A 21,330-nucleotide genomic window follows, 5' to 3' on the forward strand; every position below is an offset into this window, starting at 1 on the left:
GTCGACTGCCCCACCGCCATCGCGAGCAGGCTCGCTCCCACAGGGCTATGTAGCCACCTCGACGTTATCCAACGCCTGATTCACCGCCAACTCTCCCAACATCACCACTTGCGCAATACCCAACAGAGTCTTGCGATGGGTGCCTTCCAGCAGCGCGGCGAAGTCACCGAGCATGACCGTGGCCGAGGACAATGATTCGCTGGCATTGGCCAGCAGGGATTCGGTATCGGCTTTGGGATTGGCGAAATACATCTGGTTGGGGGTGTAGGGCGTGGCCATGACGTGGGCGGTCGGATTCAGGTAGTAATCGAGCGCACGCTCGGCAGCTTCGTGGAGTTTTTTGGAGTCGATGGAGGCGTAGGGGGATGTTGTGTCGGTGTCCGTAGCTGTGTTTGCTTCGGGAGGGTTTGGTGTTGGTTTTTTCATGATGTTTCTCTCTCTTTGATAGTTGCAGCTGGCCCATTCGGTTTCCAAGCGAATGGGTGGCAGCTGTACGCAGGTTGGAAACCCGGGAGAGAGCAACCCGGCAGACACGAAGGTCTCCCGCGTACAGCCGCCATAACAGAGTGCACACCATGAAGGTGCGCAAGCATACGTTATGAAAGGCGCTTTTGTGCTCTCTTACCTCCGGGGTTTCCAAGCCCGGTCGCTGAATTTTCAGCGACGAACACAGGCTAGAGACCGGACGTCCGACGGACAACCTGAAAACATTGTGGGAAGCGTCTGTACTTGCGCCACATCCATTAAACATCCCGAATTGAAATACTCAACGTAGGTTGGAAACTCTCTGCGCCCTCACCCGCCCTGTCGGCGGCAATCGCCAGCCACGGTGTATTTGATGGTGTTGATTTGGCCCTTTGAATCTTCGTAGGTCATTGCGGTGGGCACCACGGCACAAGCAACTTGCGGTCGCACAACGCTCACCACTTTCACCACATCCAGCTTCATTCCGTATTCGTAGTCCTTCACCACCGGCGCAGGTTTGCCTTGGTTGGCCGCGTACTGTTCCATGGCTTTGGCGTTGGCACTGAACGCCCTCTCAAACGTCCTGTCACCGCCGCCTTCTGCCAGCGCATTCAACGACATCGCCAGCGCCCCGGCGAACGCCATCCACTTAAAAACTGTCATACCCAGTACCTTCAAATCCAGGCTCAAAAAAAGCCCGGCATCGGCAATCGATGACGGGCCAGTTCAGGTGCGACACGCTTACAAGTCTTTGGTCTTGTCGTCCTTTTTTTCATTCAACACGATGGGGTTGCGCGCCTGTTCCTTGGCGACAAACGCCTCCACCGAGCGGTCATTGGCCGCCATCATTTTTTCAAAGGTTCTGTCGCCGCCACCTTCAGCCAAAACAACGGAAGACATCACCAACGCCGCTGCAAACGCACTCAGTTGTACAAGTTTCATGTTTGATTCCTCGTTTAATTAACTAACGAGGTCAAGGTAACAATCCGAACCTTTCATGACGGTGGCGCGCAAATTACATATCCGTTATGTAACCTGAAAGGCACCTGTGGCGAGGGAGCTTGCTCCCGCTGGGGCGCGAAGCGGCCCTTGCTCTTCATCTGAAAAGCGGGGCCTGCTGCGCAGCCCAGCGGGAGCTTGCTCCCTCGCCACAGGGGTTGTATTCACAGAGTTGGTTTAGGGGGTGGGAGTTGCTTCCTCATCCCGCCGATGCGCCAACTGATACAGCGCCGGCAAGATCAGCAACGTCAGGATGGTCGAAGACAGAATCCCACCGATCACCACCGTCGCCAACGGTCGCTGCACCTCGGCACCCGTGCCGGTCGCCAAAGCCATGGGAATGAAGCCCAGGGACGCCACCAGCGCCGTCATCAACACCGGGCGCAGACGTGTGAGCGCACCCTCATTGATTGCATCAGCGAGCGAACGCCCCTCCTCCCGCAAATTGCGGATAAACGCGATCATCACCAACCCGTTGAGCACCGCCACCCCCGACAGCGCAATGAAACCGACGCCTGCCGAGATCGACAGTGGAATGTCCCGCAGCCACAGCGCCATGACGCCCCCGGTCAACGCAAACGGAATTCCGGTGAACACCAGCAAGCCATCCTTGAGGTTGTTGAACATCATGAACAGCAGCCCGAACACCAACAGTAAAGCCACCGGCACCACGATCTGCAAGCGCTTGGCCGCCGATTGCAGTTGCTCGAACTGACCGCCCCACGTGGTCCAGTAACCCGCCGGCACCTGCACATCGCGCTCGATCACCTCGCCGGCCTCTTTAACGAAGGAGCCAATATCGCGCCCACGCACGTTGGCGCTGACGATCACCAACCGCTTGCCGTTTTCGCGGCTGACTTGATTCGGCCCGAGCACCAGATCAAGGCTGGCGACGTCCTTGAGGGCGATGAAGCCAATCTGATCAGCCGCGCCATTCGGGGGCGCCGGCACCGGAATCAACAGTGCCGACAAACCGTCGATGTCCTTGCGCATGGCATCAGACAGGCGCACCACCATGTCGAAACGCCGATCGCCTTCATACAGTGTCCCGGCCTGACGCCCGCCGACCGCCACCGCAATGGTGTCTTGCACGTCACCGACGTTGAGCCCGTAACGCGCCGCCTTGTCGCGGTCGATGTTGATGGTCAGCACCGGCAGGCCGGTGGTTTGCTCGACCTTGACCTCGGATGCGCCATTGACCTTCTGCATGGCGGCAGCGACCTTCGCCGCCGTGGCGTTGAGCACGTCCATGTCATCCCCGAACACCTTGACCGCCACATCACTGCGCACGCCGGAGATCAGTTCATTGAAGCGTAACTGGATCGGCTGCGACAGTTCATAGTTGCTGCCCGGCAGCGTCGCGGCGGCTTGTTGCAGTTCCGCCACCAGGGTCTCGCGGGACTTGCCCGGATCCGGCCACTGCGCCTTCGGCTTGAGCATCACGTAGCTGTCGGAGATGTTCGGCGGCATCGGGTCGGAGGCGATTTCGGCGGTACCGGTACGGGCGAACACACGCTCGACTTCGGGCACCTTGTTGAGGATCAAGGTCTCCAGACGCTGCTGCATATCCACCGATTGCGTGAGGCTGGTGCCCGGTACGCGTAAGGCTTGCAGGGCAAAATCGCCCTCACTGAGGCTCGGCACAAACTCGCTGCCCATGCGGCTGGTAAGCACGCCGCTGAGCACAATCACAGCCAGCGCCGCCCCCACCGCCATGGCGCGATGGGACATCACCCACGCCAGCGCCGGCGCATAAACGCGACGCGCGCCGCGCATGACCACGCCCTCTTCTTCCTTGACCTTGCCGGTGACAAACAACGCGATGGCCGCCGGCACAAAGGTCACCGACAACAGCATGGCGCCCAACAGCGCGATGACCACCGTAAAGGCCATCGGGTGGAACATTTTTCCTTCGACACCGCTCAGGGCGAAGATCGGCAGGTACACGACCATGATGATCAACTGGCCAAAAATCAGCGGCCGCCGCGCTTCTTTGGCCGCCGCGAATACTTCGTGGAAACGCTCGGAACGGCTCAGCAAACGCCCGTGATGCTGCTGCGCATGGGCCAGCCGTCGCAGGGTGTTTTCGACGATCACCACCGCGCCGTCGACGATGATGCCGAAGTCGAGGGCGCCGAGGCTCATCAGGTTGGCACTGACTTTGTTGGTGAACATGCCGGTGAAGGTGAACAGCATCGACAGCGGAATGACCATCGCGGTGATCAACGCCGCGCGGATGTTGCCCAGGAACAGGAACAGAATCGCGATGACCAGAATCGCCCCTTCCACCAGGTTCTTTTTCACCGTGGCGATGGCCTTGTCCACCAGGTGCGTGCGGTCATACACCGGCACCGCGATCACGCCTTTGGGCAGGGAACGATTGATCTGCTCAAGCCTGGTCGCCACTGCCTGGGAGACCGTTCGGCTGTTTTCGCCGATCAGCATGAACACCGTGCCCAGTACCACTTCGCGACCGTTTTCGGTGGCGGCACCGGTACGCAGTTCGCGACCGATGTCTACCGTCGCGACGTTCTTGATCCGGATCGGCGTCCCGTCGACATTGGCCATCACGATATTGGCGATGTCATCGGTGCTCGCCACTTGCCCAGGCGCGCGAATCAGCAACTGCTCGCCGCTGCGCTCGATGTAACCGGCGCCGACGTTGGCGTTGTTGCGCTCCAGCGCCGTGACCAGATCGGTGAGGGTCAATTTGTAAGCCGCCAGCCGCTTCGGGTCGGGGGCGATCTGGTATTCCTTGGCGAACCCGCCGATGGTGTTGATCTCGGCCACACCGGGCACGTTGCGCAATTGCGGCTTGATGATCCAGTCCTGAATCACCCGCAAATCGGTTGGCGTGTAGGCGGTTCCGTCGTCCTTGAGCGCACCTTCCTGCGCCTCCACCGTCCACAGGAAAATCTCGCCAAGCCCGGTGGAAATCGGCCCCATCAGCGCTTCCGCGCCCTCGGGCAATTGCTCCCTGGCGATCTGCAAGCGCTCGTTGACTAATTGCCGGGCGAAGAACAGATCGGTGCCGTCCTTAAAGATCACCGTGACCTGCGACAGCCCCGAACGCGACAGCGAGCGGGTCTGCTCCAGCGCCGGCAAACCGGCCATGGCGGTTTCAATCGGGAAGGTGATGCGCTGCTCGGTTTCCAGCGGCGAGAACCCGGCCGCGCCGGTGTTGATTTGCACCTGGACGTTGGTGATGTCGGGCACGGCGTCGATCGGCAGCTTTTGATAACTGGCGATGCCGAGGCCGGCCATGAGGAGAACAGCGAGCAGCACGATGATGCGCTGCTCGATGGCAAACTGGATCAGGCGTTCGAACATGAGAACCTTCTCGTCGAGGGGGCGGATCGGTGGGAGCCTTCAGTGAGCGTCTTCAGTGAGAATGCTCGGCCGAGGCTTTGCCCAATTCCGATTTGAGGACGAAGCTGCCGGCACTGGCGACTTGCACGCCCGGCTCCAGCCCTTGGGTGACTTCCACCAGACCGGCCGCGCGACTGCCCAGCTCCACCGCTTGCGCCTTGAAGCCGTCGTCGGTGCGCACGAACACCGTGGGTTTGTCCTCGACGGTCTGGATCGCGGTTTCAGGTACGGCGACCCTGGCTTGGCGACTGTCGGTCGCCACCAGCGCGGTGACGAACAGGCCGGGGCGCCACGAGCCTTGCGGATTTTCCAAGGTCACGCGGACCGTTGCAGTGCGGGTCTGTTCACCGAGCAAACTGCCGACGTAGGCCACGGTGCCGGCGACTTCGGCATTGAGTTCCGGGGCGCTGACGGTGACCGGTTTGCCCACTTGCACCTTGGTCAGATCCTTGGGCGAAACGCCGAACGTCACCCACACCCGCGACAGGTCGGAGAGGGTAAAAGCCGCTGTGGATTCATCGACCACCTCCCCCGGCGTCAGGTGTTTTTCCACCACCACACCGTCGAACGGCGCGCGCAGTTCATAGCGATTGCCGCCGGTGGCGACCACGCTGCCACTGAGCACGCTGATTTTTTGCCGGGCATTGGTCAGGGCAATTTCGGCTTCTTCCAATGCCTGGCGTGCCTGAAGGAAATCCTGCTCGGCGGAGATCTTGTCCTGCCACAGTTTTTTCTCGCGTTCGTAGGTGGTGCGCGCCAAGGTCAGGCGACGCTGCGCGGCAGCCTGTTCGCTGCGCTGATCAGAGATCTGCTGACTGGCGATCACCGCCAGCAACTGGCCCTTCTTCACCGACTGCCCGAGATTGACCGACACCGACTCGACCACCCCGGGCACCCGAGGCACTACGTGCGCAGTGCGGTCTTCGTCAAAGCGCACTTCGCCGGGGAACGGCAAGCCGAGGCTGATGTACTGCGCCCGCGCTTCGGCCAGTTGAATGCCCGCCGCGGTGATCTGTTCAGCGCTCAGCTCCAGGTGCCCTTCTTCTGCATGTTCGCCGTCGGCTGCTGCGCCTTCTTCAGCGTGATCGGCGTGCTCCGCCGCTTCATCGGCGTGCGCGTCGATGGACGCATTGCCCGGCCACATCGAGCCAATACCAATGCCCAGCGCCAACGTCGCCGCAGCCACCACGATCAGTTTTTTTTCCATGGAAACTCCTCTGCGCCATGCCATCGCGCAGTGATTTGAAAGATGAAATTCAAGGGCTGACGGTGAGGTCGCCGAAGATGCGTTCGATGCGTACTCGCGCGTCCGTCGCCTCGCTGACGGCCTGGATGTATTGGCTACGTGCGCTGATCAGGGTGCGCTGGGCGTCGAGCACATCGAGGAAGCCGAACTTGCCCATTTCGAAGCCGCGCGTGGCGCTGTCGACCGCACTTTGCGCAGCGGGCAGGATGGTCTGGTTGAACGCCTCGACTTCGCCGTTGGCGGTCTGCCATTGCTCAAGGCTGGTCTGGATTTCCGTGCGCAAACGCAGCTCGGTGGCATTGCGCAGATCCCGCGCCTGATCGCTGCGCCGGGCTGCTGCCAGCACGTTGCCCTGATTGCGGTTGAACAGCGGAATCGGCAGCGACAGCCCGACCACGTTGACCCGCTCGCGCTCGGTTTCGCTGTATTGGCTGCCAATGCTCACGGTCAGGTCGGGAATGCGTTGCGACTTTTCCAGACCCAGTGAGGCTTCGCGCTGATCGATCTGCAATTTGGCCAGACGCAGCTCCGCGGTCTCGTTCAGGCGCTCCAGCAATCGGCTCGCCGGTGGCACGGTGGGCATGCTTTGCGTGGCCGCTTGCACGGTGGTCGAGGCTGGCAACGGTGCGCCCATGACCTGCGCCAATTGCTGATAGGCGTTGGCCTGATCGCGCTCGGCGCGGCTCAGTTCCAGGCGTACTTCTAAGAGTTGCACGTGCGCCCGGGTGCCTTCGACCGGCGATGATTTGCCGGCCTCGATGCGTCCTTGGGCGACGCGCAAACCGTGTTCGGCGAGTTGCAGCGACTGACGAGACAACTGCAAGCGCTGTTGCGCGGTCCGGGCGCTGTTGAACGCCTGAATCACATCGGCGCGCAAGGCATTGCGCTTGCGCTCCCACTCTATCCCGGCGGCGTCCTGCGCGCGGCTGGCGACGTCGATCCGTGCGCCACGTTTGCCGCCCAGTTCGATCGGTTGGCTGAGCATCACCGTGGTGGTTCGCGAATCGCGCCGGGTGTCTTCGGCCTCCCACGACACTTCGGGGTTGGGGATCAGGCCGGCCTGTTTGCGCTCACCCTCGGCGATGCCGATTTCCCACTGCGCAGCCGCCAGATCCGGGTTACCGGCGAATGCCGTTTGCAGGGCTTGATCGAGGGTCAGGGTCGATGCATGCACAAGCCCCGTGCCGGCCAGCAACACAACGCTGGCCGTCACTGTCCTCGCTGTTTTTTTCAGGCGTGCTCGCGCCGTCCGTTCTTTTAAACCGGGCAATGGAAGACTTCCTTTATTCAAGAATCTTTGATGCCGCCACGGTAGGGTTTTGAACTTATCGGCAAGGTGACTGGAACATTACAAATCCGTCATCCACGGTTTATGGAAGTTGTTTTGATCTAGGATGCGAAGTGCGAAAGGCGACATAGCAATACATGGAAACAAATACACGGTAGTTATCTGCCAAACAGCACTTGCCTGAATGTGGCGCATGGGCATTCGGGCTTGCCTGCTGCGACAGGCTGTCGCAGATCGCCATTTTCAGGGCTCAAGACCCAGCATTTCAGTTGACCCTGTAGCCACTACAGCCTTTACCTTGCACGCCATCACACAGGGAAACCGCTGTAGAAAACCAGCAACTCACAACCTCTAGTCGTTATTCAAAACCGTCCGGAAGCCCCTACAAAAACAACAACTTTCCCGGCCACCTTAATTAAATATCCATTAAATAAAAGTGGTGATAGATCATGCGAATCCTTGTCGTCGAGGACGAGCTTAAAGCTGCCGAATACTTGCATCAGGGACTGACGGAAAGTGGTTATATCGTTGACCACGCGGCCACTGGCGCCGACGGACTGCATCTGGCGCAACAGCAGGCATACGACCTGGTGATCCTGGATGTGAACCTGCCGGAACTCGATGGCTGGGGCGTGCTGGAACAATTACGTCGCACCCATTCCACCCGAGTAATGATGCTCACCGCCCGCGGGCGTCTGGCCGACAAGATTCGTGGTCTGGATCTGGGTGCCGACGATTATCTGGTCAAGCCATTCGAGTTTCCGGAATTGCTGGCGCGAGTGCGCACGCTGATGCGCCGCAGCGAAAACATCCCGGTGCCGCAGGTGCTCAAAGTCGCCGACCTGGAACTTGATCCGGGCCGTCACCGCGCCTTTCGCGGCGAGCAGCGCATCGACCTGACCACCAAGGAGTTCGCCCTGCTGCATCTGCTGATGCGCCAGTCCGGGGAAGTGCTCACCCGCACCCAGATCATTTCGCTGGTGTGGGACATGAATTTCGACTGCGACACCAATGTGGTCGAAGTGTCGATCCGGCGTTTGCGGGCGAAGATCGACGACCCGTTCGACAGCAAACTGATCCACACCCTGCGCGGTGTCGGCTATGTCCTGGAGGCGCGGGAATGAAGCCGGCCAGCCTGTCGATGCGCCTGGGCCTGACGGTGAGTATTCTCGGCGCGCTACTGGTGGTGTTCCTGGCGATCCTTGCCTACTTTGCCCTGACCCATGAGTTGAACGCGTTATCCAGGGACAGCCTGGCCCAGAAGATGGAACAGGTGGAACACAGCCTGTCGCTGTACGCCGATGCCGCAGAAATTCGTTCGGCGCCGCACATTCTGCTCGATCAGGTCATGGGCCATGACAACCTCACCCTGACGATTTATGACCGCAGTAACTTGCGCACGCCTCTGTTGAAATCCGGCTCCGGCATGGCCGACCCGCGCCTTGAACGCAAGGCAGTACTGGCCGCCGACGAACCACTGGCGTTCTCCGACGGCACCGACGATCAAGGCAAGCACTACCTGACCGCCTCTCGGTTGGTCCGCATCAAGGACGGCACCCGCGTCCCGGTGCTGCTGTCGATGGACGATGCCCACAATCAGGCGTTGCTCAGCGCCTATCTGCGCTCGACGCTGATTGCGTTGCCATTGCTGCTGATCTTCATCGGCCTCAGTGCCTGGGCCGCCGTACAGCGGGGGCTGATGCCGTTGCGCGAGTTTCGCAAAGTGGCGGCGATGGTCTCGACGCAAGACCTCGGCCATCGGCTGTCGGTGCTCGACATGCCCCAGGAACTCAGTGAACTGGCCCAGGGGATCAACTTCATGCTGGATCGCCTCGACAATGGTGTGCAGCAGTTGTCGCAGTTCTCCGATGACCTGGCGCATGAACTGCGCACGCCGATCAACAATCTGATGGGCAAGGCACAGGTGACGCTGTCCCGGGAACGCACGGCCGAGGCGTACAAAAACGTCTTGGTGTCCTGTACTGAAGAGCTGGAGCGTGTTGCGCGGATTGTCTCGGACATGCTGTTTCTGGCGCAGGCCAGCAATCCGGCAGCGCTCACGTCCTTCGAATCAGTCGCCCTGGAAGAAGAAGTCGAGAAAGTGGCCGACCTGTTTTCCTTGTCGGCGCAAGACAAGCGCATCAGCCTGCGCGTGACAGGCGCCAGCGCACGGGTACTGGGCGACCGTCTGATGATTCAACGGGCGATCTCGAACCTGCTGTCCAACGCCCTGCGCCACTGCCCGGCCGGGCAAACGGTTTCGCTGCACATTGAGCAAGAGCCGACTCAGGTTTCGCTGCGGGTCAGCAACCCCGGCGCGGGCATCGAAGCGCAGCATCTTCCGCACCTGTTCGACCGCTTTTACCGGGTCGACAGCAGCCGCTCCCGCTCGCAAGGCAGCACCGGACTGGGTCTGGCCATCGTGCGCTCAATCATGAGCGTGCATCAGGGAGTGGCCGAGGTTGAAAGTCCGCCCGGTGCGATGACCGTGTTCAGACTGGTTTTCCCCAAAAACGAAAATGCAATGTAGGTCACCGCAATACCTGGCGGTGGAACAGTCACAAAGTAAAACGGCACCTTTCGGTGCCGTTCGCGCTTCACATTACAGACAATTACTTACGCGCATCCGCCCACGATTTCAGCAGTTCGTTGTAGCTCACGGTTTCACCTTTAGGCTTCTCGTTGGCCAGTTTCGGCTTCGGTGCGCCCGGTTGGTCGAACCAGTATTGCGCGTCGCGTTCCGGGTTCATTTTCGGCGCGCAAGTGGCCTGGGCCTTGGAGCGTTCCAGACGGGTCATGATCGCGTCCTGATCCTTGGCCAGACCATCGAGCGCCTGTTGCGGGGTTTTCTCGCCGCTGGCGGCTTCGGCGATGTGGCTCCACCACAACTGTGCCAGACGCGGATAGTCCGGCACGTTGGTGCCGGTCGGGGTCCATTGCACGCGGGCCGGGCTACGGTAGAACTCCACCAGGCCACCGAGCTTCGGTGCCAGGTCGGTCATCGCTTGCGAGTTGATGTCCGACTCGCGGATTGGTGTCAGGCCGACGATGGTTTTCTTCAACGATACGGTTTTCGAGGTCACGAACTGCGCGTACAGCCAGGCCGCCAGTTTCTGTTTCTCAGGCGTGGACTTCATGAATGTCCAGGAACCCACGTCCTGATACCCAAGCTTCATGCCCTCTTCCCAATACGGTCCGCGTGGCGATGGCGCCATGCGCCATTTTGGCGTGCCGTCGGCATTCACCACCGGCAGGCCCGGTTTGGTCATGTCTGCGGTAAACGCGGTGTACCAGAAAATTTGCTGGGCGATGTTGCCCTGGGACGGCACCGGGCCGGATTCGGAGAAGGTCATGCCCGCCGCTTCTGGTGGCGCGTATTTCTTCATCCAGTCGACGTATTTGGTGGTGGCAAACACCGCTGCCGGGCCGTTGGTATCGCCCCCGCGGGTCACGCTGGAGCCAACCGGGTGGCAGTCTTCAACACGAATGCCCCACTCATCCACCGGCAAACCGTTGGGCAAGCCCTTGTCACCGCCGCCGGCCATGGAGAACCAGGCATCGGTAAAGCGCCAGCCCAGGGACGGGTCTTTCTTGCCGTAGTCCATGTGCCCGTAGACCCGCTTGCCGTCGATTTCCTTGACGTCTTCGCTAAAGAATTTGGCGATGTCTTCATAGGCAGACCAGTTCACCGGCACGCCCAGTTCATAGCCATACTTTTCCTTGAACTTGGCTTTCAGCTCCGGCCGCTCGAACCAGTCGGCGCGGAACCAGTAGAGGTTAGCGAACTGTTGATCGGGCAATTGATAGAGCTTGCCATCGGGCGCGGTGGTGAAGGACGTGCCGATGAAGTCCTTGATGTCGAGGGTCGGCGAGGTGAAGTTTTTACCTTCGTTGGCCATCAGGTCGGTGATCGCCTCGGTCTTGCCATAGCGAAAGTGCGTACCGATCAGATCCGAGTCGTTGACCCAGCCGTCATAGATGCTCTTGTCTGACTGCATCACGGTCTGCAGCTTTTCCACCACATCGCCTTCTTGCAGCAGGTCGTGGGTCACTTTGATCCCGGTGATCTCGGTGAAGGCCTTGGCCAGCACCTTGGACTCGTATTCATGGGTGGTCAGGGTTTCCGAGACAACCTTGATGTCCATCCCGCGAAACGGCTCGGCCGCCTTGATGAACCACTTCAATTCCGCGAGTTGCTGATCGGCCGTCAGGGTGGACGGTTTGAATTCGCCGCCGATCCACTTTTTCGCAGCGTCTTCGTAGGCATCAGCCCAGGCCGATGCGCTCAATCCGCTGAGTGCCAGCATGGCTGCCAGTGAAATGCTATGTCGCAGCTTATTGTTTTTATCGAACATAAGACCTCCTTTATGGGTTTCGGAGCAACATTGCCGAGCGATTCGACTAGCCCCAACGCATCACAGCCAACAGCCACACCAGGGACAACGCGAACGCTATCCAGATGCTCCAGTCGGTGACGCCGATTACCAGCAAATGCAGGTAGGCGCTGCCGAGAAGACCGATAAACAGCCGATCGCCACGGGTGGTGGTAATCGGCAGAAAACCTTTTCGAAGAATGCTTGGCGAACGCAACTCCCAAGTCGTCATGCCCACCAGGATCAAGGCAATGACACCGAAGAACGCCGCCGTCGGGCCAGTCCAACTCATCCATTCCATCATCAGTTCCTCATACCCGGCCCAGGGCAAAGCCCTTGGCCACGTGGTTGCGAACAAACCAGATCACCAGCATGCCCGGCAGGATGGTCAACACCCCCGCCGCCGCCAGCACGCCCCAGTCAATACCGGACGCCGAGACCGTGCGGGTCATCACCGCGGCGATGGGTTTGGCGTTCACCGACGTCAGGGTTCGTGCCAGCAACAGTTCGACCCAGGAAAACATGAAGCAGAAAAACGCCGTGACACCGATCCCGGAGCCGATCAGCGGAACGAAAATCTTCACGAAGAACTTGGGAAAGCTGTAGCCATCGATGTAGGCGGTTTCGTCGATTTCCTTGGGAACGCCAGACATGAAGCCCTCAAGAATCCACACCGCCAGCGGCACGTTAAACAGACAGTGAGCCAACGCCACCGCGATGTGCGTGTCGAACAACCCGATCGAGGAATACAGCTGGAAGAACGGCAGCAGGAACACCGCCGGTGGTGCCATGCGGTTGGTCAGCAGCCAGAAGAACAGGTGCTTGTCACCGAGGAAGCGATAACGCGAAAAAGCATACGCCGCCGGCAACGCCACGATCAGGGAAATGATTGTGTTCATGCTGACGTAGTACGCCGAGTTGAGGTAGCCGGTGTACCAGCTCGGGTCGGTGAAGATCACCTTGTAGTTGGCGAAGGTGAAATCCTGGGGAAACAGCGTCAGGCCGCCGAGGATTTCGGTGTTGCTTTTGAAGGACATGTTCAGCAGCCAGTAGATCGGCACCAGCAGGAACAGGATGTAGACCAGCAGTGGAATCAGCTTTCTCTTGCTCATGGCGGGCCTCACCGATTGGCGTCAGAGTGAGTCATGGCGGTGTAGAACAGCCACGACACCAACAGGATGATCAGGAAGTACACCAGCGAGAAAGCCGCCGCCGGGCCGAGGTCGAATTGCCCTACGGCCATTTGGGTCAAGGTCTGACTCAAGAAGGTCGTGGCATTGCCCGGACCACCACCGGTCAGCACGAACGGTTCGGTGTAGATCATGAAACTGTCCATGAACCGCAGCATCACCGCGATCAGCAGTACGCTCTTGAGCTTGGGCAACTGGATGTGCCGGAACACCGCCCAGGCCGACGCCCGATCGATCCGCGCCGCCTGGTAATACACGTCCGGAATCGCCCGCAGCCCGGAGAAACACAGCAGCGCCACCAGTGATGTCCAGTGCCAGACGTCCATCACCAACACCGTGACCCAGGCGTCCATGGTGTTGGCCGCATAGTTGTAGCTGATGCCCATGCCGTTGAGGCTGGCCCCGAGCAAGCCGATGTCGGCCCGACCGAAAATCTGCCAGATGGTGCCAACCACGTTCCACGGAATCAGCAGCGGAATCGCCAGGAGAATCAACACCAGCGACGACCAGCGGCCCTTGATCGGCATGGTCAGGGCGATGGCGATGCCCAACGGAATTTCGATCAACAACACACAACCGGAATAGATGAACTGGCGCAGCAGCGAGTCATGCAGCCGTGGGTCGAGCAAGACCTGCTTGTACCAATCGGCGCCGACGAAATAGCGGCTGGACTGGTCGAAGATGTCCTGCACCGAGTAGTTGACCACGGTCATCATCGGGATCACCGCACTGAACGCCACCAGCAGGAACACCGGCAATACCAGCCACCAGGCCTTGTTGTTCTGCACCTTGTTCATGGCTGCACCTCCAGCAAGTAATCATCGGCGTAGACCATCAGCCATTGCCCCGGAAAACTGATGTACGCCGTGCCCTCGGGCACCGGTTTGTCTTCGGCCAGGCGCACTTTCAGCAGCACGCCGTCGAGGTTCAGGGTCATGATTTTGTAGGTGCCCAGGTCCTCGACGTGTACGACCTTTGCCCGCAACGCGTCATCAAAGGCCTCCTCCCACACATGGACGAACTCCGGACGGATGCCGACCTTCAGGCTTTTCCATTCGCCGTCGGCGATCCGCTGTTGCATCGCAGTGGACAATGGCAAGTGAGTCCCGGCAAAACCGACACCGCCGGCCTGCGGCTGGACGTCGATCAGGTTCATTCCCGGGCTGCCGATGAAATAGCCGACAAAGGTGTGGCTCGGCCGTTCGAACAACTCCCGTGGCGTACCGAACTGCACGATCTGCCCGCCGTACATCACCGCGATCTTGTCCGCGAAAGTGGAAGCTTCGAGCTGATCGTGGGTGACGTAGACCATGGTGATGTTGAACTGCTCGTGGATCTGCTTGAGCTTGCGCCGCAGCTTCCACTTCAGGTGCGGGTCGATCACCGTCAGCGGTTCATCGAAGAGGATTGCCGACACGTCATCGCGCACCAGCCCACGGCCCATGGAGACTTTCTGTTTTTCATCGGCGGTGAGGTTGCGGGCCTTCTTGTGCAGCAATGCCTGAAGGTCGAGGACTTCGGCGATCTCATGCACCTTGCTGAAAATCTTCGCTTCGACCATGCCCTGATTGCGCAGCGGGAAGGCCAGGTTATCGAACACCGTCATGGTGTCGTAGACCACCGGGAACTGGAAAACCTGAGCGATGTTGCGCTTTTCCGGGGTCAGTTCGTTGACCACTCTGCTGTCGAACAGCACTTGACCCTGGGACGGGCTGAGCAACCCGGAAATGATGTTGAGCAAGGTCGACTTACCGCACCCCGAGGGGCCGAGCAGCGCATAAGCGCCACCCTGCTCCCAGACGTGGTCCATTTCGCGAATCGCGTAATCCTCGGGGCCGGTCGGCGTAGGGGTGTAGCTGTGGGCAAGGCTCTGCAAACGGATTTCGGCCATCAGGCAACCCTCGCAATGCGGCGACCGGGCGCCTGGACCAGCCGCCCCTGCATATCGAACACAAACAGTTTATGGGTCGGTATATAGATGCGAATCGGCGCATCGACGTCGTATTCATGCACCCCCGGCAGGTGCAGCACCAACAGGAAATACTCGTTGCGCACGTGCAGGAAGGTTTCCGAACCGCTGATCTCGGCCACCTCGACAGTCACCGCCAGTTCCAGGTCATCGTCGTTGCTCGGCACCAGCGAGATATGGCTGGGGCGCACGCCGAAACGGAACTCGCCCTCGCCCACCGGGCGCAGATCGACGTTCAACGGAAAGTGCACGAAATTGGCGAAACTGACTTCGTTGCCGGCAATGCGCCCCGGCATCAGGTTGATCGGTGGCTCGGAGAACAGCTCCGCCGCCAGCACGGTTTGTGGCTGGTGATAGACCTCGGAGGACTTGCCGCTCTGAATCACCCGACCTTCGTGAAGAATCGTCGTGGTGCCGCCCAGCGCCAGGGCTTCGTTGGGTTCGGTGGTGGCGTAAATCGCGATGGTGTTGCGCGCCTTGAACAGTTCGCGCATTTCCTGGCGCAGCTCCTCGCGCAGCTTGTAGTCGAGGTTGACCAGCGGCTCGTCGAACAGAATCAGCTCGGCGTCCTTGACCAGCGCCCGGGCCATGGCCGTGCGCTGTTGCTGGCCACCGGAGAGTTCCAGCGGATGGCGCTGGAGGAATTTCTCGATGCGCAGCATCTTCGCGGTTTCCAGCACTTTGCGCTGGATCAGCTCGTTGGAAACGCCGCCCTGACGCAATGGGGAAGCGATGTTCTCGAACACCGTCATGGTCGGGTAATTGATGAACTGCTGATACACCATCGACACGTTGCGCAAACGCACCGGGCGTTGGGTGACGTCGACACCGTTCATCAGGACGCGGCCGCTGTCGGGCTTGTCCAGACCGGCCATCAGGCGCATGAGGCTGGTTTTGCCGGACAGCGTGCGACCGAGCAAAACGTTGAACGATCCGGGTTCGAAATTAAGGCACGCATCGTCGATCCAGGTCTGGCCTTCGACGGTGCGGCTGACGTGCTCCAGGATGAGTGACATGGCTCGGCCTTTTTTTATTTTTTGAGTCAAGCGACCGGAGCTACGTAGCGACATCCGTGCCAAAAATCTCAAGCGTTTGATTTGGCTGGAAATCCCTTCAATCAACATAAAAATCGCATTCGTTGCTGAACAGAAATGAACAACCACGAATGAACAACTGAACAACTCAACGATTGACAATGAACAAATGTGAACAACACTCTACGGATGTTTTTTGCGTGGCCCTCACGTGATGCAAAACCCATAAAAACAATAAAAGCTTGCCCAGAGATCGACCACCATGGCCGTACCTGTCTCAAAGCGCTCCCACGACGCCATCATCCAGGACTCCTGGTCCCGCTGCCGCGCGTTCGGGCTCGATCATCAGAGCGCTCCGGCGTTCGATCAGTTACCGGCAGACGGCATCGCCCACTTGCTGGAGAGCCAGCATTCCCTGGTGCAGACCACCCATCAGGAAGTGCTGCCGTATTACGAAAATATCCTCAGCAACTCCAATTGCCTGATCATGCTCGCCGACAATCACGGCCAGGTGCTGACGTCGTGGGGCACCCAGCGTTTCATCGAGCCGAGCCTGACCCGCGGTTTCAGCGTCGGCGCCAGCTGGATGGAGCATTGCAGCGGGACCAATGCGATCGGCACCGCGCTGGCCTGCGAGCAGGCCGTGCACATCGAACACGATGAACATTTCCTCAAGGCCAACCGCTTCATGACCGGTTCCGCCGCGCCGATTTTCGATGCCGAGCGCAAGGTGATCGCGGTGCTGGACGTGTCCAGCGACAGCTACTTGCCGCCCTCCCACACCCTGGGCATGGTCAAGATGATGAGCCAGACCGTGGAGAACCGGCTGATCCTCAACCTGTTCCACGGCCAGCATTTCCAACTGACCTTCAACACCGGGTTGAACAACCTCGACAGCCAATGGGCCGGGATGCTGATCTTCGATGAAACCGGTCAGGTACTGTCGGCCAACCGCCGGGCCGACAATCTGCTGGGCATCAGCTTGTCGCGGGTCAGCGTCGAAAGCCTGTTCAAAGTCTCGTTGATGGAGCTGCTGAATCAGCCGGACGGCCTGCCGTTTTCCCTGCAAGCCTCAGGAAACAACCGTTTCCAGTGCGTGCTGAAACGACCGAAGCAGGCGTCGATTCAGGCGCGGCTGTTTGCAGAAAAAAAGAGCACTGAAATAAAGAGTGCTGAAACAAAAAGTGCTGACCCCAAGAGCCCCGAACCCACCCTGGCAGCGCCCGCCGCGATCAGCCTCAACACCCTGCACTTTGGCGACAGCCGCGTGGAAAAAGCCGTGCGCCAGGCCGAGCGTTTGCTGGAGAAGGACATTCCATTGTTGATCCACGGGGAAACCGGGGTCGGCAAGGAAGTCTTCGTCAAAGCCCTGCACCACGCCAGCTCACGCAGCAAACAACCGTTCATTGCCGTCAACTGTGCAGCGATCCCCGCCGAACTGGTGGAGTCCGAGCTGTTTGGCTACGAGAAAGGCGCGTTCACCGGTGCCAACCAGAAAGGCAGCATCGGGCTGATCCGCAAGGCCGACAAAGGCACCCTGTTCCTCGATGAAATCGGCGACATGCCGCTACCGACCCAGGCACGGCTGCTGAGGGTGTTGCAGGAGCGTTGCGTGCAACCGGTAGGCAGCAGCGAGTTGTTCCCGGTGGACATCCGGATCATCTCGGCGACCAACCGCTTGTTGCGCGAGCAGGTGCAGTTGGGGCGGTTTCGTGAGGATTTGTATTACCGCATCGGTGGCTTGACCCTGGAACTGCCACCGCTCAGGGAACGCAGCGACAAGCAGGCACTGTTCAAGCGCTTGTGGGAACAACACCGCGAACCGTCGCAATGGGCCGGGTTGAGCCCCGAGGTGCTGGACCTGTTCAGCCGTCATCCGTGGCCGGGGAATTTGCGTCAGGTCAGCAGCGTGATGCAGGTGGCGTTGGCCATGGCCGAGGAACAGCCGGTGCGACCGGAACATTTACCGGATGATTTTTTTGTCGATCTCGAGATGGAGCCGGTGGATACACCGGAGCAGATAGCCGTTGATTTGAATGATGCCGAGGCATTGAATCGGCAATTGCAGGCGGCTGGGGGAAATATTTCGCACTTGGCGCGACGGTTGGGGGTTAGTCGCAATACCTTGTACAAGCGGTTGCGCCAGGTCGAGTGACAGGACGATCAGTGGCGCAAACAAAAACCCGCACAAGGCGGGTTTTGTTTGTAGCAAACGCAGCGATCAGTCAGCCAGACGCCAGGTCGTGCCGCCCTTGCCGTCTTCCAGCACCACGCCCATGGCGGTGAGCTGGTCGCGGATGCGGTCGGATTCGGCCCAGTCTTTGTTGGCACGGGCAGTCAAGCGCGCCTGGATCAGTGCATCAACCTCAGCCGCATCGACCCGCCCTTCAGCGCCGGCCTGCAGGAAGTCATCGGCTTCAAGCTGCAACACACCCAACACGCTGGCCAGCTCTTTCAAGCGTGCCGCCAGACCGGCCGCCGCATCCAGATCGCTCTCGCGCAGACGGTTGATCTCGCGGACCATCTCGAACAGCACCGCACAGGCTTCCGGCGTGCCGAAGTCGTCGTTCATCACCTGGGTGAAACGCTCGACGAAGGCTTCGCCACCCGCCGGTGCCACTTTCGGCAGGCCTTTCAACGCATGGTAGAAACGCTCGAGGGCGCCCTTCGCGTCCTTGAGGTTGTCTTCCGAATAGTTGATCGCGCTGCGGTAGTGGCTCGACACCAGCAGGTAACGCACGACTTCCGGGTGGTACTTGTCGAGCACGTCGCGAATGGTGAAGAAGTTGTTCAAGGACTTGGACATCTTCTCGCCATTGATGCGAATCATGCCGCAATGCATCCACGCGTTGGCGTAGGTCTTGCCGGTGGCCGCTTCGCTCTGGGCGATTTCGTTTTCGTGGTGCGGGAACTCGAGGTCGCTGCCGCCGCCATGAATATCGAAGGTCTCGCCCAGGCAGCAGGTGGACATCACCGAGCACTCGATGTGCCAGCCCGGACGACCGTCGCCCCACGGCGATGGCCAGCTCGGCTCGCCCGGCTTGGCGCCTTTCCACAGCACGAAGTCCAGCGGGTCCTGTTTCGACTCGTCGACTTCGATTCGTGCGCCGATGCGCAGGTCTTCGATCTTCTTGCGCGACAGCTTGCCGTAGCCCATGAACTTGGCGACGCGGTAGTACACGTCGCCATTGCCCGGTGCGTAGGCGTAGCCCTTGTCGATCAGGGTCTGGATCATCGCGTGCATGCCCGGGATGTGATCCGTGGCACGCGGCTCCATGTCCGGCTTTTTGATGTTCAGGCGCGCTTCATCTTCGTGCATCGCCGCGATCATGCGCTCGGTCAGCGCTTCGAACGACTCGCCGTTCTCGTTGGCACGATTGATGATCTTGTCGTCGATATCGGTGATGTTGCGCACGTAGGTCAGGTCGTAACCGCTGAACCGCAACCAGCGGGTCACCAGGTCGAACGCGACCATGCTGCGGCCGTGGCCCAGGTGGCAGTAGTCGTACACGGTCATCCCGCAGACGTACATGCGCACCTTGTTGCCATCCAGCGGCTTGAAGACTTCTTTGCTCTTGGTGAGCGTGTTGTAGATCGTAAGCACGACAGTTCCTTAAGACTTGATCACTGGCCCCACGAATCACGCAGGGTCACGGTACGGTTGAATACCGGAGCGCCCGGTTTCGAGTCCTTGATATCCGCGACGAAGTAACCTTCGCGCTCGAACTGGAAACGGTCTTCCGGCTGTGCGTTGCCCAACGAGGGTTCAGCACGACAACCGGTGAGGACTTGCAGTGAGTCAGGGTTGATGTTGTCCAGGAAACTGGCGCTGTCTTCGGCCTTCTCCGGGTTCGGAGAACGGAACAGACGATCGTACAGACGCACTTCGCACTCGACGCTGGCCGCAGCCGGCACCCAGTGGATCACGCCTTTGACCTTGCGGCCTTCGGGGTTCTTGCCCAGGGTTTCCGGGTCGTACGAGCAACGCAGTTCGACGATGTTGCCGTCGGCATCCTTGATTGCTTCGTCGGCACGGATCACGTAGCTGCCGCGCAGACGCACTTCGCCGTTCGGCTCCAGGCGCTTGTAGCCTTTTGGCGGCTCTTCCATGAAGTCATCGCGGTCGATGTAGATTTCACGGGCGAACGGCAGCTTGCGCACGCCGAGTTCTTCTTTCTGCGGATGACGTGGCAGTTCGAGATTCTCGACTTGGTCTTCCGGGTAGTTGGTGATCACGACTTTCAACGGACGCAGCACGCACATGGCGCGCGGGGCATTCGCGTCCAGGTCCTGACGGATGCTGAACTCGAGCATGCCGAAGTCGACCACGCCATCGGAACGGTTGGTGCCGATCATGTCGCAGAAGTTGCGGATCGACGCCGGGGTGTAGCCACGGCGGCGGAAGCCCGACAGCGTGGACATGCGCGGATCGTCCCAGCCATTGACGTGCTTTTCATCGACCAGTTGCTTGAGCTTGCGCTTGCTGGTGATGGTGTAGTTCAGGTTCAAACGGCTGAATTCGTACTGACGCGGGTGCGCCGGGACCGGCAGGTTGTCGAGGAACCAGTCGTACAGCGGACGATGGCTTTCGAACTCCAGGGTGCAGATCGAATGGGTGATGCCTTCGATGGCGTCCGACTGACCATGGGTGAAGTCGTAGTTCGGGTAGATGCACCACTTGTCGCCGGTCTGGTGGTGATGCGCATGACGGATGCGATACATGATCGGGTCGCGCAGGTTCATGTTCGGCGAGGCCATGTCAATCTTGGCCCGCAGCACACGTGCGCCGTCCTTGAACTCGCCGGCCTTCATGCGGGCGAACAGGTCGAGGTTTTCCTCAACCGAGCGGTCGCGGAACGGGCTGTTCTTGCCCGGCTCGGTCAGGCTGCCACGGTATTCCTTGGCCTGTTCAGGGGTCAGGTCGTCGACGTAGGCCTTGCCGGCCTTGATCAGCTCTACCGCCCAGTCGTGCAACTGGTCGAAATACTGCGAGGCATAGCGCACTTCACCGGACCATTCGAAGCCCAGCCATTTGACGTCGCTTTCGATCGCGTCGATGTATTCCTGGTCTTCCTTGGCCGGGTTGGTGTCGTCGAAACGCAGGTGGGTGACGCCGCCGAATTCCTGGGCCAGGCCGAAGTTCACGCAGATCGACTTGGCGTGACCAATGTGCAGGTAACCGTTGGGCTCAGGCGGGAAACGGGTAACGATCTGCGTGTGCTTACCCGAGTCCAGGTCCGCCTGGATGATCGGGCGCAGGAAATTGACCGGCACGGCAGGGCCGGTCTTGGAATTCGAGGTAGGGTCGACAGTGGGCTTGCTCATAGGATCCTTGAACGTACAAGTGCGCGGCCAGTTGGCCAAATCAAAGCGGCTGTTATAAATCAAAGGGGCTTA

The 21,330-nt window shown here is 59.9% G+C and carries 17 protein-coding genes; 3 read left to right on the forward strand and 14 right to left on the reverse strand.

Annotation, left to right across the window (positions count from 1 at the left end; translation table 11 throughout):
- Positions 1-45 precede the first annotated feature (45 nt).
- The 6 genes from AC30D7_RS13815 to AC30D7_RS13840 form a co-directional block, all read right to left on the reverse strand.
- Positions 46-426 carry a DUF6124 family protein gene (locus AC30D7_RS13815; protein ID WP_490134429.1) on the reverse strand — a complete coding sequence of 127 codons (381 nt, stop codon included), beginning with the start codon at positions 424-426 and terminating at the stop codon, positions 46-48.
- Between the two features lie 369 nt (positions 427-795).
- Positions 796-1,128 carry a DUF2790 domain-containing protein gene (locus AC30D7_RS13820; RefSeq protein ID WP_490134430.1) on the reverse strand — a complete coding sequence of 111 codons (333 nt, stop codon included), beginning with the start codon at positions 1,126-1,128 and terminating at the stop codon, positions 796-798.
- A 78-nt stretch (positions 1,129-1,206) separates the two neighbouring features.
- The gene (locus AC30D7_RS13825; RefSeq protein WP_349746488.1) at positions 1,207-1,407 is read right to left on the reverse strand and encodes a co-regulatory protein PtrA N-terminal domain-containing protein; all 201 of its coding nucleotides are present in this window, start codon (positions 1,405-1,407) and stop codon (positions 1,207-1,209) included.
- 234 nt (positions 1,408-1,641) lie between these two features.
- Positions 1,642-4,794: a CusA/CzcA family heavy metal efflux RND transporter gene (locus tag AC30D7_RS13830; RefSeq protein WP_490134431.1), complete on the reverse strand. Its 3,153-nt coding sequence runs from the start codon at positions 4,792-4,794 to the stop codon at positions 1,642-1,644.
- A 52-nt stretch (positions 4,795-4,846) separates the two neighbouring features.
- Positions 4,847-6,040, reverse strand: coding sequence for an efflux RND transporter periplasmic adaptor subunit (locus AC30D7_RS13835; RefSeq protein WP_019580062.1), 1,194 nt, complete (start codon positions 6,038-6,040; stop codon positions 4,847-4,849).
- Positions 6,041-6,089: 49 nt separating this feature from the next.
- Entirely contained in the window at positions 6,090-7,349 is a 1,260-nt protein-coding gene (locus tag AC30D7_RS13840; RefSeq protein WP_204124093.1) for a TolC family protein, read from the reverse strand.
- A gap of 467 nt (positions 7,350-7,816) precedes the next feature.
- Here AC30D7_RS13840 and AC30D7_RS13845 point away from each other — a divergent pair, with 467 nt between their 5' ends.
- Together AC30D7_RS13845 and AC30D7_RS13850 are read left to right on the forward strand one after the other, a co-directional pair.
- A complete protein-coding gene (locus AC30D7_RS13845; RefSeq protein ID WP_007940896.1) occupies positions 7,817-8,491 on the forward strand; it encodes a heavy metal response regulator transcription factor in 675 nt (224 codons plus the stop codon).
- A complete protein-coding gene (locus AC30D7_RS13850) occupies positions 8,488-9,897 on the forward strand; it encodes a heavy metal sensor histidine kinase (protein WP_490134432.1) in 1,410 nt (469 codons plus the stop codon). The genes AC30D7_RS13845 and AC30D7_RS13850 overlap by 4 nt, the downstream gene beginning before the upstream one ends.
- 82 nt (positions 9,898-9,979) lie before the next feature.
- Here AC30D7_RS13850 and AC30D7_RS13855 read toward each other — a convergent pair whose 3' ends face one another.
- The 6 genes from AC30D7_RS13855 to AC30D7_RS13880 are packed head-to-tail and all read right to left on the reverse strand — an operon-like array spanning position 9,980 to position 15,915.
- Positions 9,980-11,722 carry an ABC transporter substrate-binding protein gene (locus tag AC30D7_RS13855; protein ID WP_490134433.1) on the reverse strand — a complete coding sequence of 581 codons (1,743 nt, stop codon included), beginning with the start codon at positions 11,720-11,722 and terminating at the stop codon, positions 9,980-9,982.
- 46 nt (positions 11,723-11,768) lie between these two features.
- Complete coding sequence (locus AC30D7_RS13860) at positions 11,769-12,041, reverse strand: DUF2160 domain-containing protein (RefSeq protein ID WP_018925490.1); 273 nt, start codon at positions 12,039-12,041, stop codon at positions 11,769-11,771.
- A gap of 10 nt (positions 12,042-12,051) precedes the next feature.
- Positions 12,052-12,852 carry a carbohydrate ABC transporter permease gene (locus AC30D7_RS13865; RefSeq protein WP_007940908.1) on the reverse strand — a complete coding sequence of 267 codons (801 nt, stop codon included), beginning with the start codon at positions 12,850-12,852 and terminating at the stop codon, positions 12,052-12,054.
- 8 nt (positions 12,853-12,860) lie between these two features.
- Positions 12,861-13,727, reverse strand: coding sequence for a carbohydrate ABC transporter permease (locus AC30D7_RS13870; protein WP_019580058.1), 867 nt, complete (start codon positions 13,725-13,727; stop codon positions 12,861-12,863).
- Entirely contained in the window at positions 13,724-14,821 is a 1,098-nt protein-coding gene (locus AC30D7_RS13875) for an ABC transporter ATP-binding protein (protein ID WP_490134434.1), read from the reverse strand. Before AC30D7_RS13875 ends, AC30D7_RS13870 begins: the two co-directional genes overlap by 4 nt.
- Positions 14,821-15,915, reverse strand: a complete 1,095-nt coding sequence (locus AC30D7_RS13880; protein ID WP_490134435.1) for an ABC transporter ATP-binding protein — start codon at positions 15,913-15,915, stop codon at positions 14,821-14,823. Before AC30D7_RS13880 ends, AC30D7_RS13875 begins: the two co-directional genes overlap by 1 nt.
- Positions 15,916-16,195: 280 nt before the next feature.
- Here AC30D7_RS13880 and AC30D7_RS13885 point away from each other — a divergent pair, with 280 nt between their 5' ends.
- Positions 16,196-18,088 (forward strand): sigma-54-dependent Fis family transcriptional regulator, encoded by a 1,893-nt coding sequence (locus AC30D7_RS13885; RefSeq protein ID WP_490134436.1) that lies wholly within the window; start codon positions 16,196-16,198, stop codon positions 18,086-18,088.
- Positions 18,089-18,154: 66 nt separating this feature from the next.
- On the opposite strand, the gene cysS is transcribed toward AC30D7_RS13885, so the two are convergent.
- On the reverse strand, positions 18,155-19,537 hold the full coding sequence (cysS, locus tag AC30D7_RS13890) for a cysteine--tRNA ligase (RefSeq protein WP_019580054.1): 1,383 nt from the start codon (positions 19,535-19,537) through the stop codon (positions 18,155-18,157).
- 20 nt (positions 19,538-19,557) lie between these two features.
- Positions 19,558-21,258, reverse strand: coding sequence for a glutamine--tRNA ligase/YqeY domain fusion protein (locus AC30D7_RS13895; protein ID WP_490134437.1), 1,701 nt, complete (start codon positions 21,256-21,258; stop codon positions 19,558-19,560).
- Positions 21,259-21,330 lie beyond the last annotated feature (72 nt).

Source organism: Pseudomonas sp. DF5 (assembly GCF_058148225.1).

Bases quoted from the DNA above. Each gene is read 5' to 3' on its own strand.
- AC30D7_RS13815 (WP_490134429.1), bottom strand. From the start codon at position 426: ATGAAAAAACCAACACCAAACCCTCCCGAAGCAAACACAGCTACGGAC.
- AC30D7_RS13820 (WP_490134430.1), bottom strand. From the start codon at position 1,128: ATGACAGTTTTTAAGTGGATGGCGTTCGCCGGGGCGCTGGCGATGTCG.
- AC30D7_RS13825 (WP_349746488.1), bottom strand. From the start codon at position 1,407: ATGAAACTTGTACAACTGAGTGCGTTTGCAGCGGCGTTGGTGATGTCT.
- AC30D7_RS13830 (WP_490134431.1), bottom strand. From the start codon at position 4,794: ATGTTCGAACGCCTGATCCAGTTTGCCATCGAGCAGCGCATCATCGTG.
- AC30D7_RS13835 (WP_019580062.1), bottom strand. From the start codon at position 6,040: ATGGAAAAAAAACTGATCGTGGTGGCTGCGGCGACGTTGGCGCTGGGC.
- AC30D7_RS13845 (WP_007940896.1), top strand. From the start codon at position 7,817: ATGCGAATCCTTGTCGTCGAGGACGAGCTTAAAGCTGCCGAATACTTG.
- AC30D7_RS13850 (WP_490134432.1), top strand. From the start codon at position 8,488: ATGAAGCCGGCCAGCCTGTCGATGCGCCTGGGCCTGACGGTGAGTATT.
- AC30D7_RS13855 (WP_490134433.1), bottom strand. From the start codon at position 11,722: ATGTTCGATAAAAACAATAAGCTGCGACATAGCATTTCACTGGCAGCC.
- AC30D7_RS13860 (WP_018925490.1), bottom strand. From the start codon at position 12,041: ATGGAATGGATGAGTTGGACTGGCCCGACGGCGGCGTTCTTCGGTGTC.
- AC30D7_RS13865 (WP_007940908.1), bottom strand. From the start codon at position 12,852: ATGAGCAAGAGAAAGCTGATTCCACTGCTGGTCTACATCCTGTTCCTG.
- AC30D7_RS13870 (WP_019580058.1), bottom strand. From the start codon at position 13,727: ATGAACAAGGTGCAGAACAACAAGGCCTGGTGGCTGGTATTGCCGGTG.
- AC30D7_RS13875 (WP_490134434.1), bottom strand. From the start codon at position 14,821: ATGGCCGAAATCCGTTTGCAGAGCCTTGCCCACAGCTACACCCCTACG.
- AC30D7_RS13880 (WP_490134435.1), bottom strand. From the start codon at position 15,915: ATGTCACTCATCCTGGAGCACGTCAGCCGCACCGTCGAAGGCCAGACC.
- AC30D7_RS13885 (WP_490134436.1), top strand. From the start codon at position 16,196: ATGGCCGTACCTGTCTCAAAGCGCTCCCACGACGCCATCATCCAGGAC.
- AC30D7_RS13895 (WP_490134437.1), bottom strand. From the start codon at position 21,258: ATGAGCAAGCCCACTGTCGACCCTACCTCGAATTCCAAGACCGGCCCT.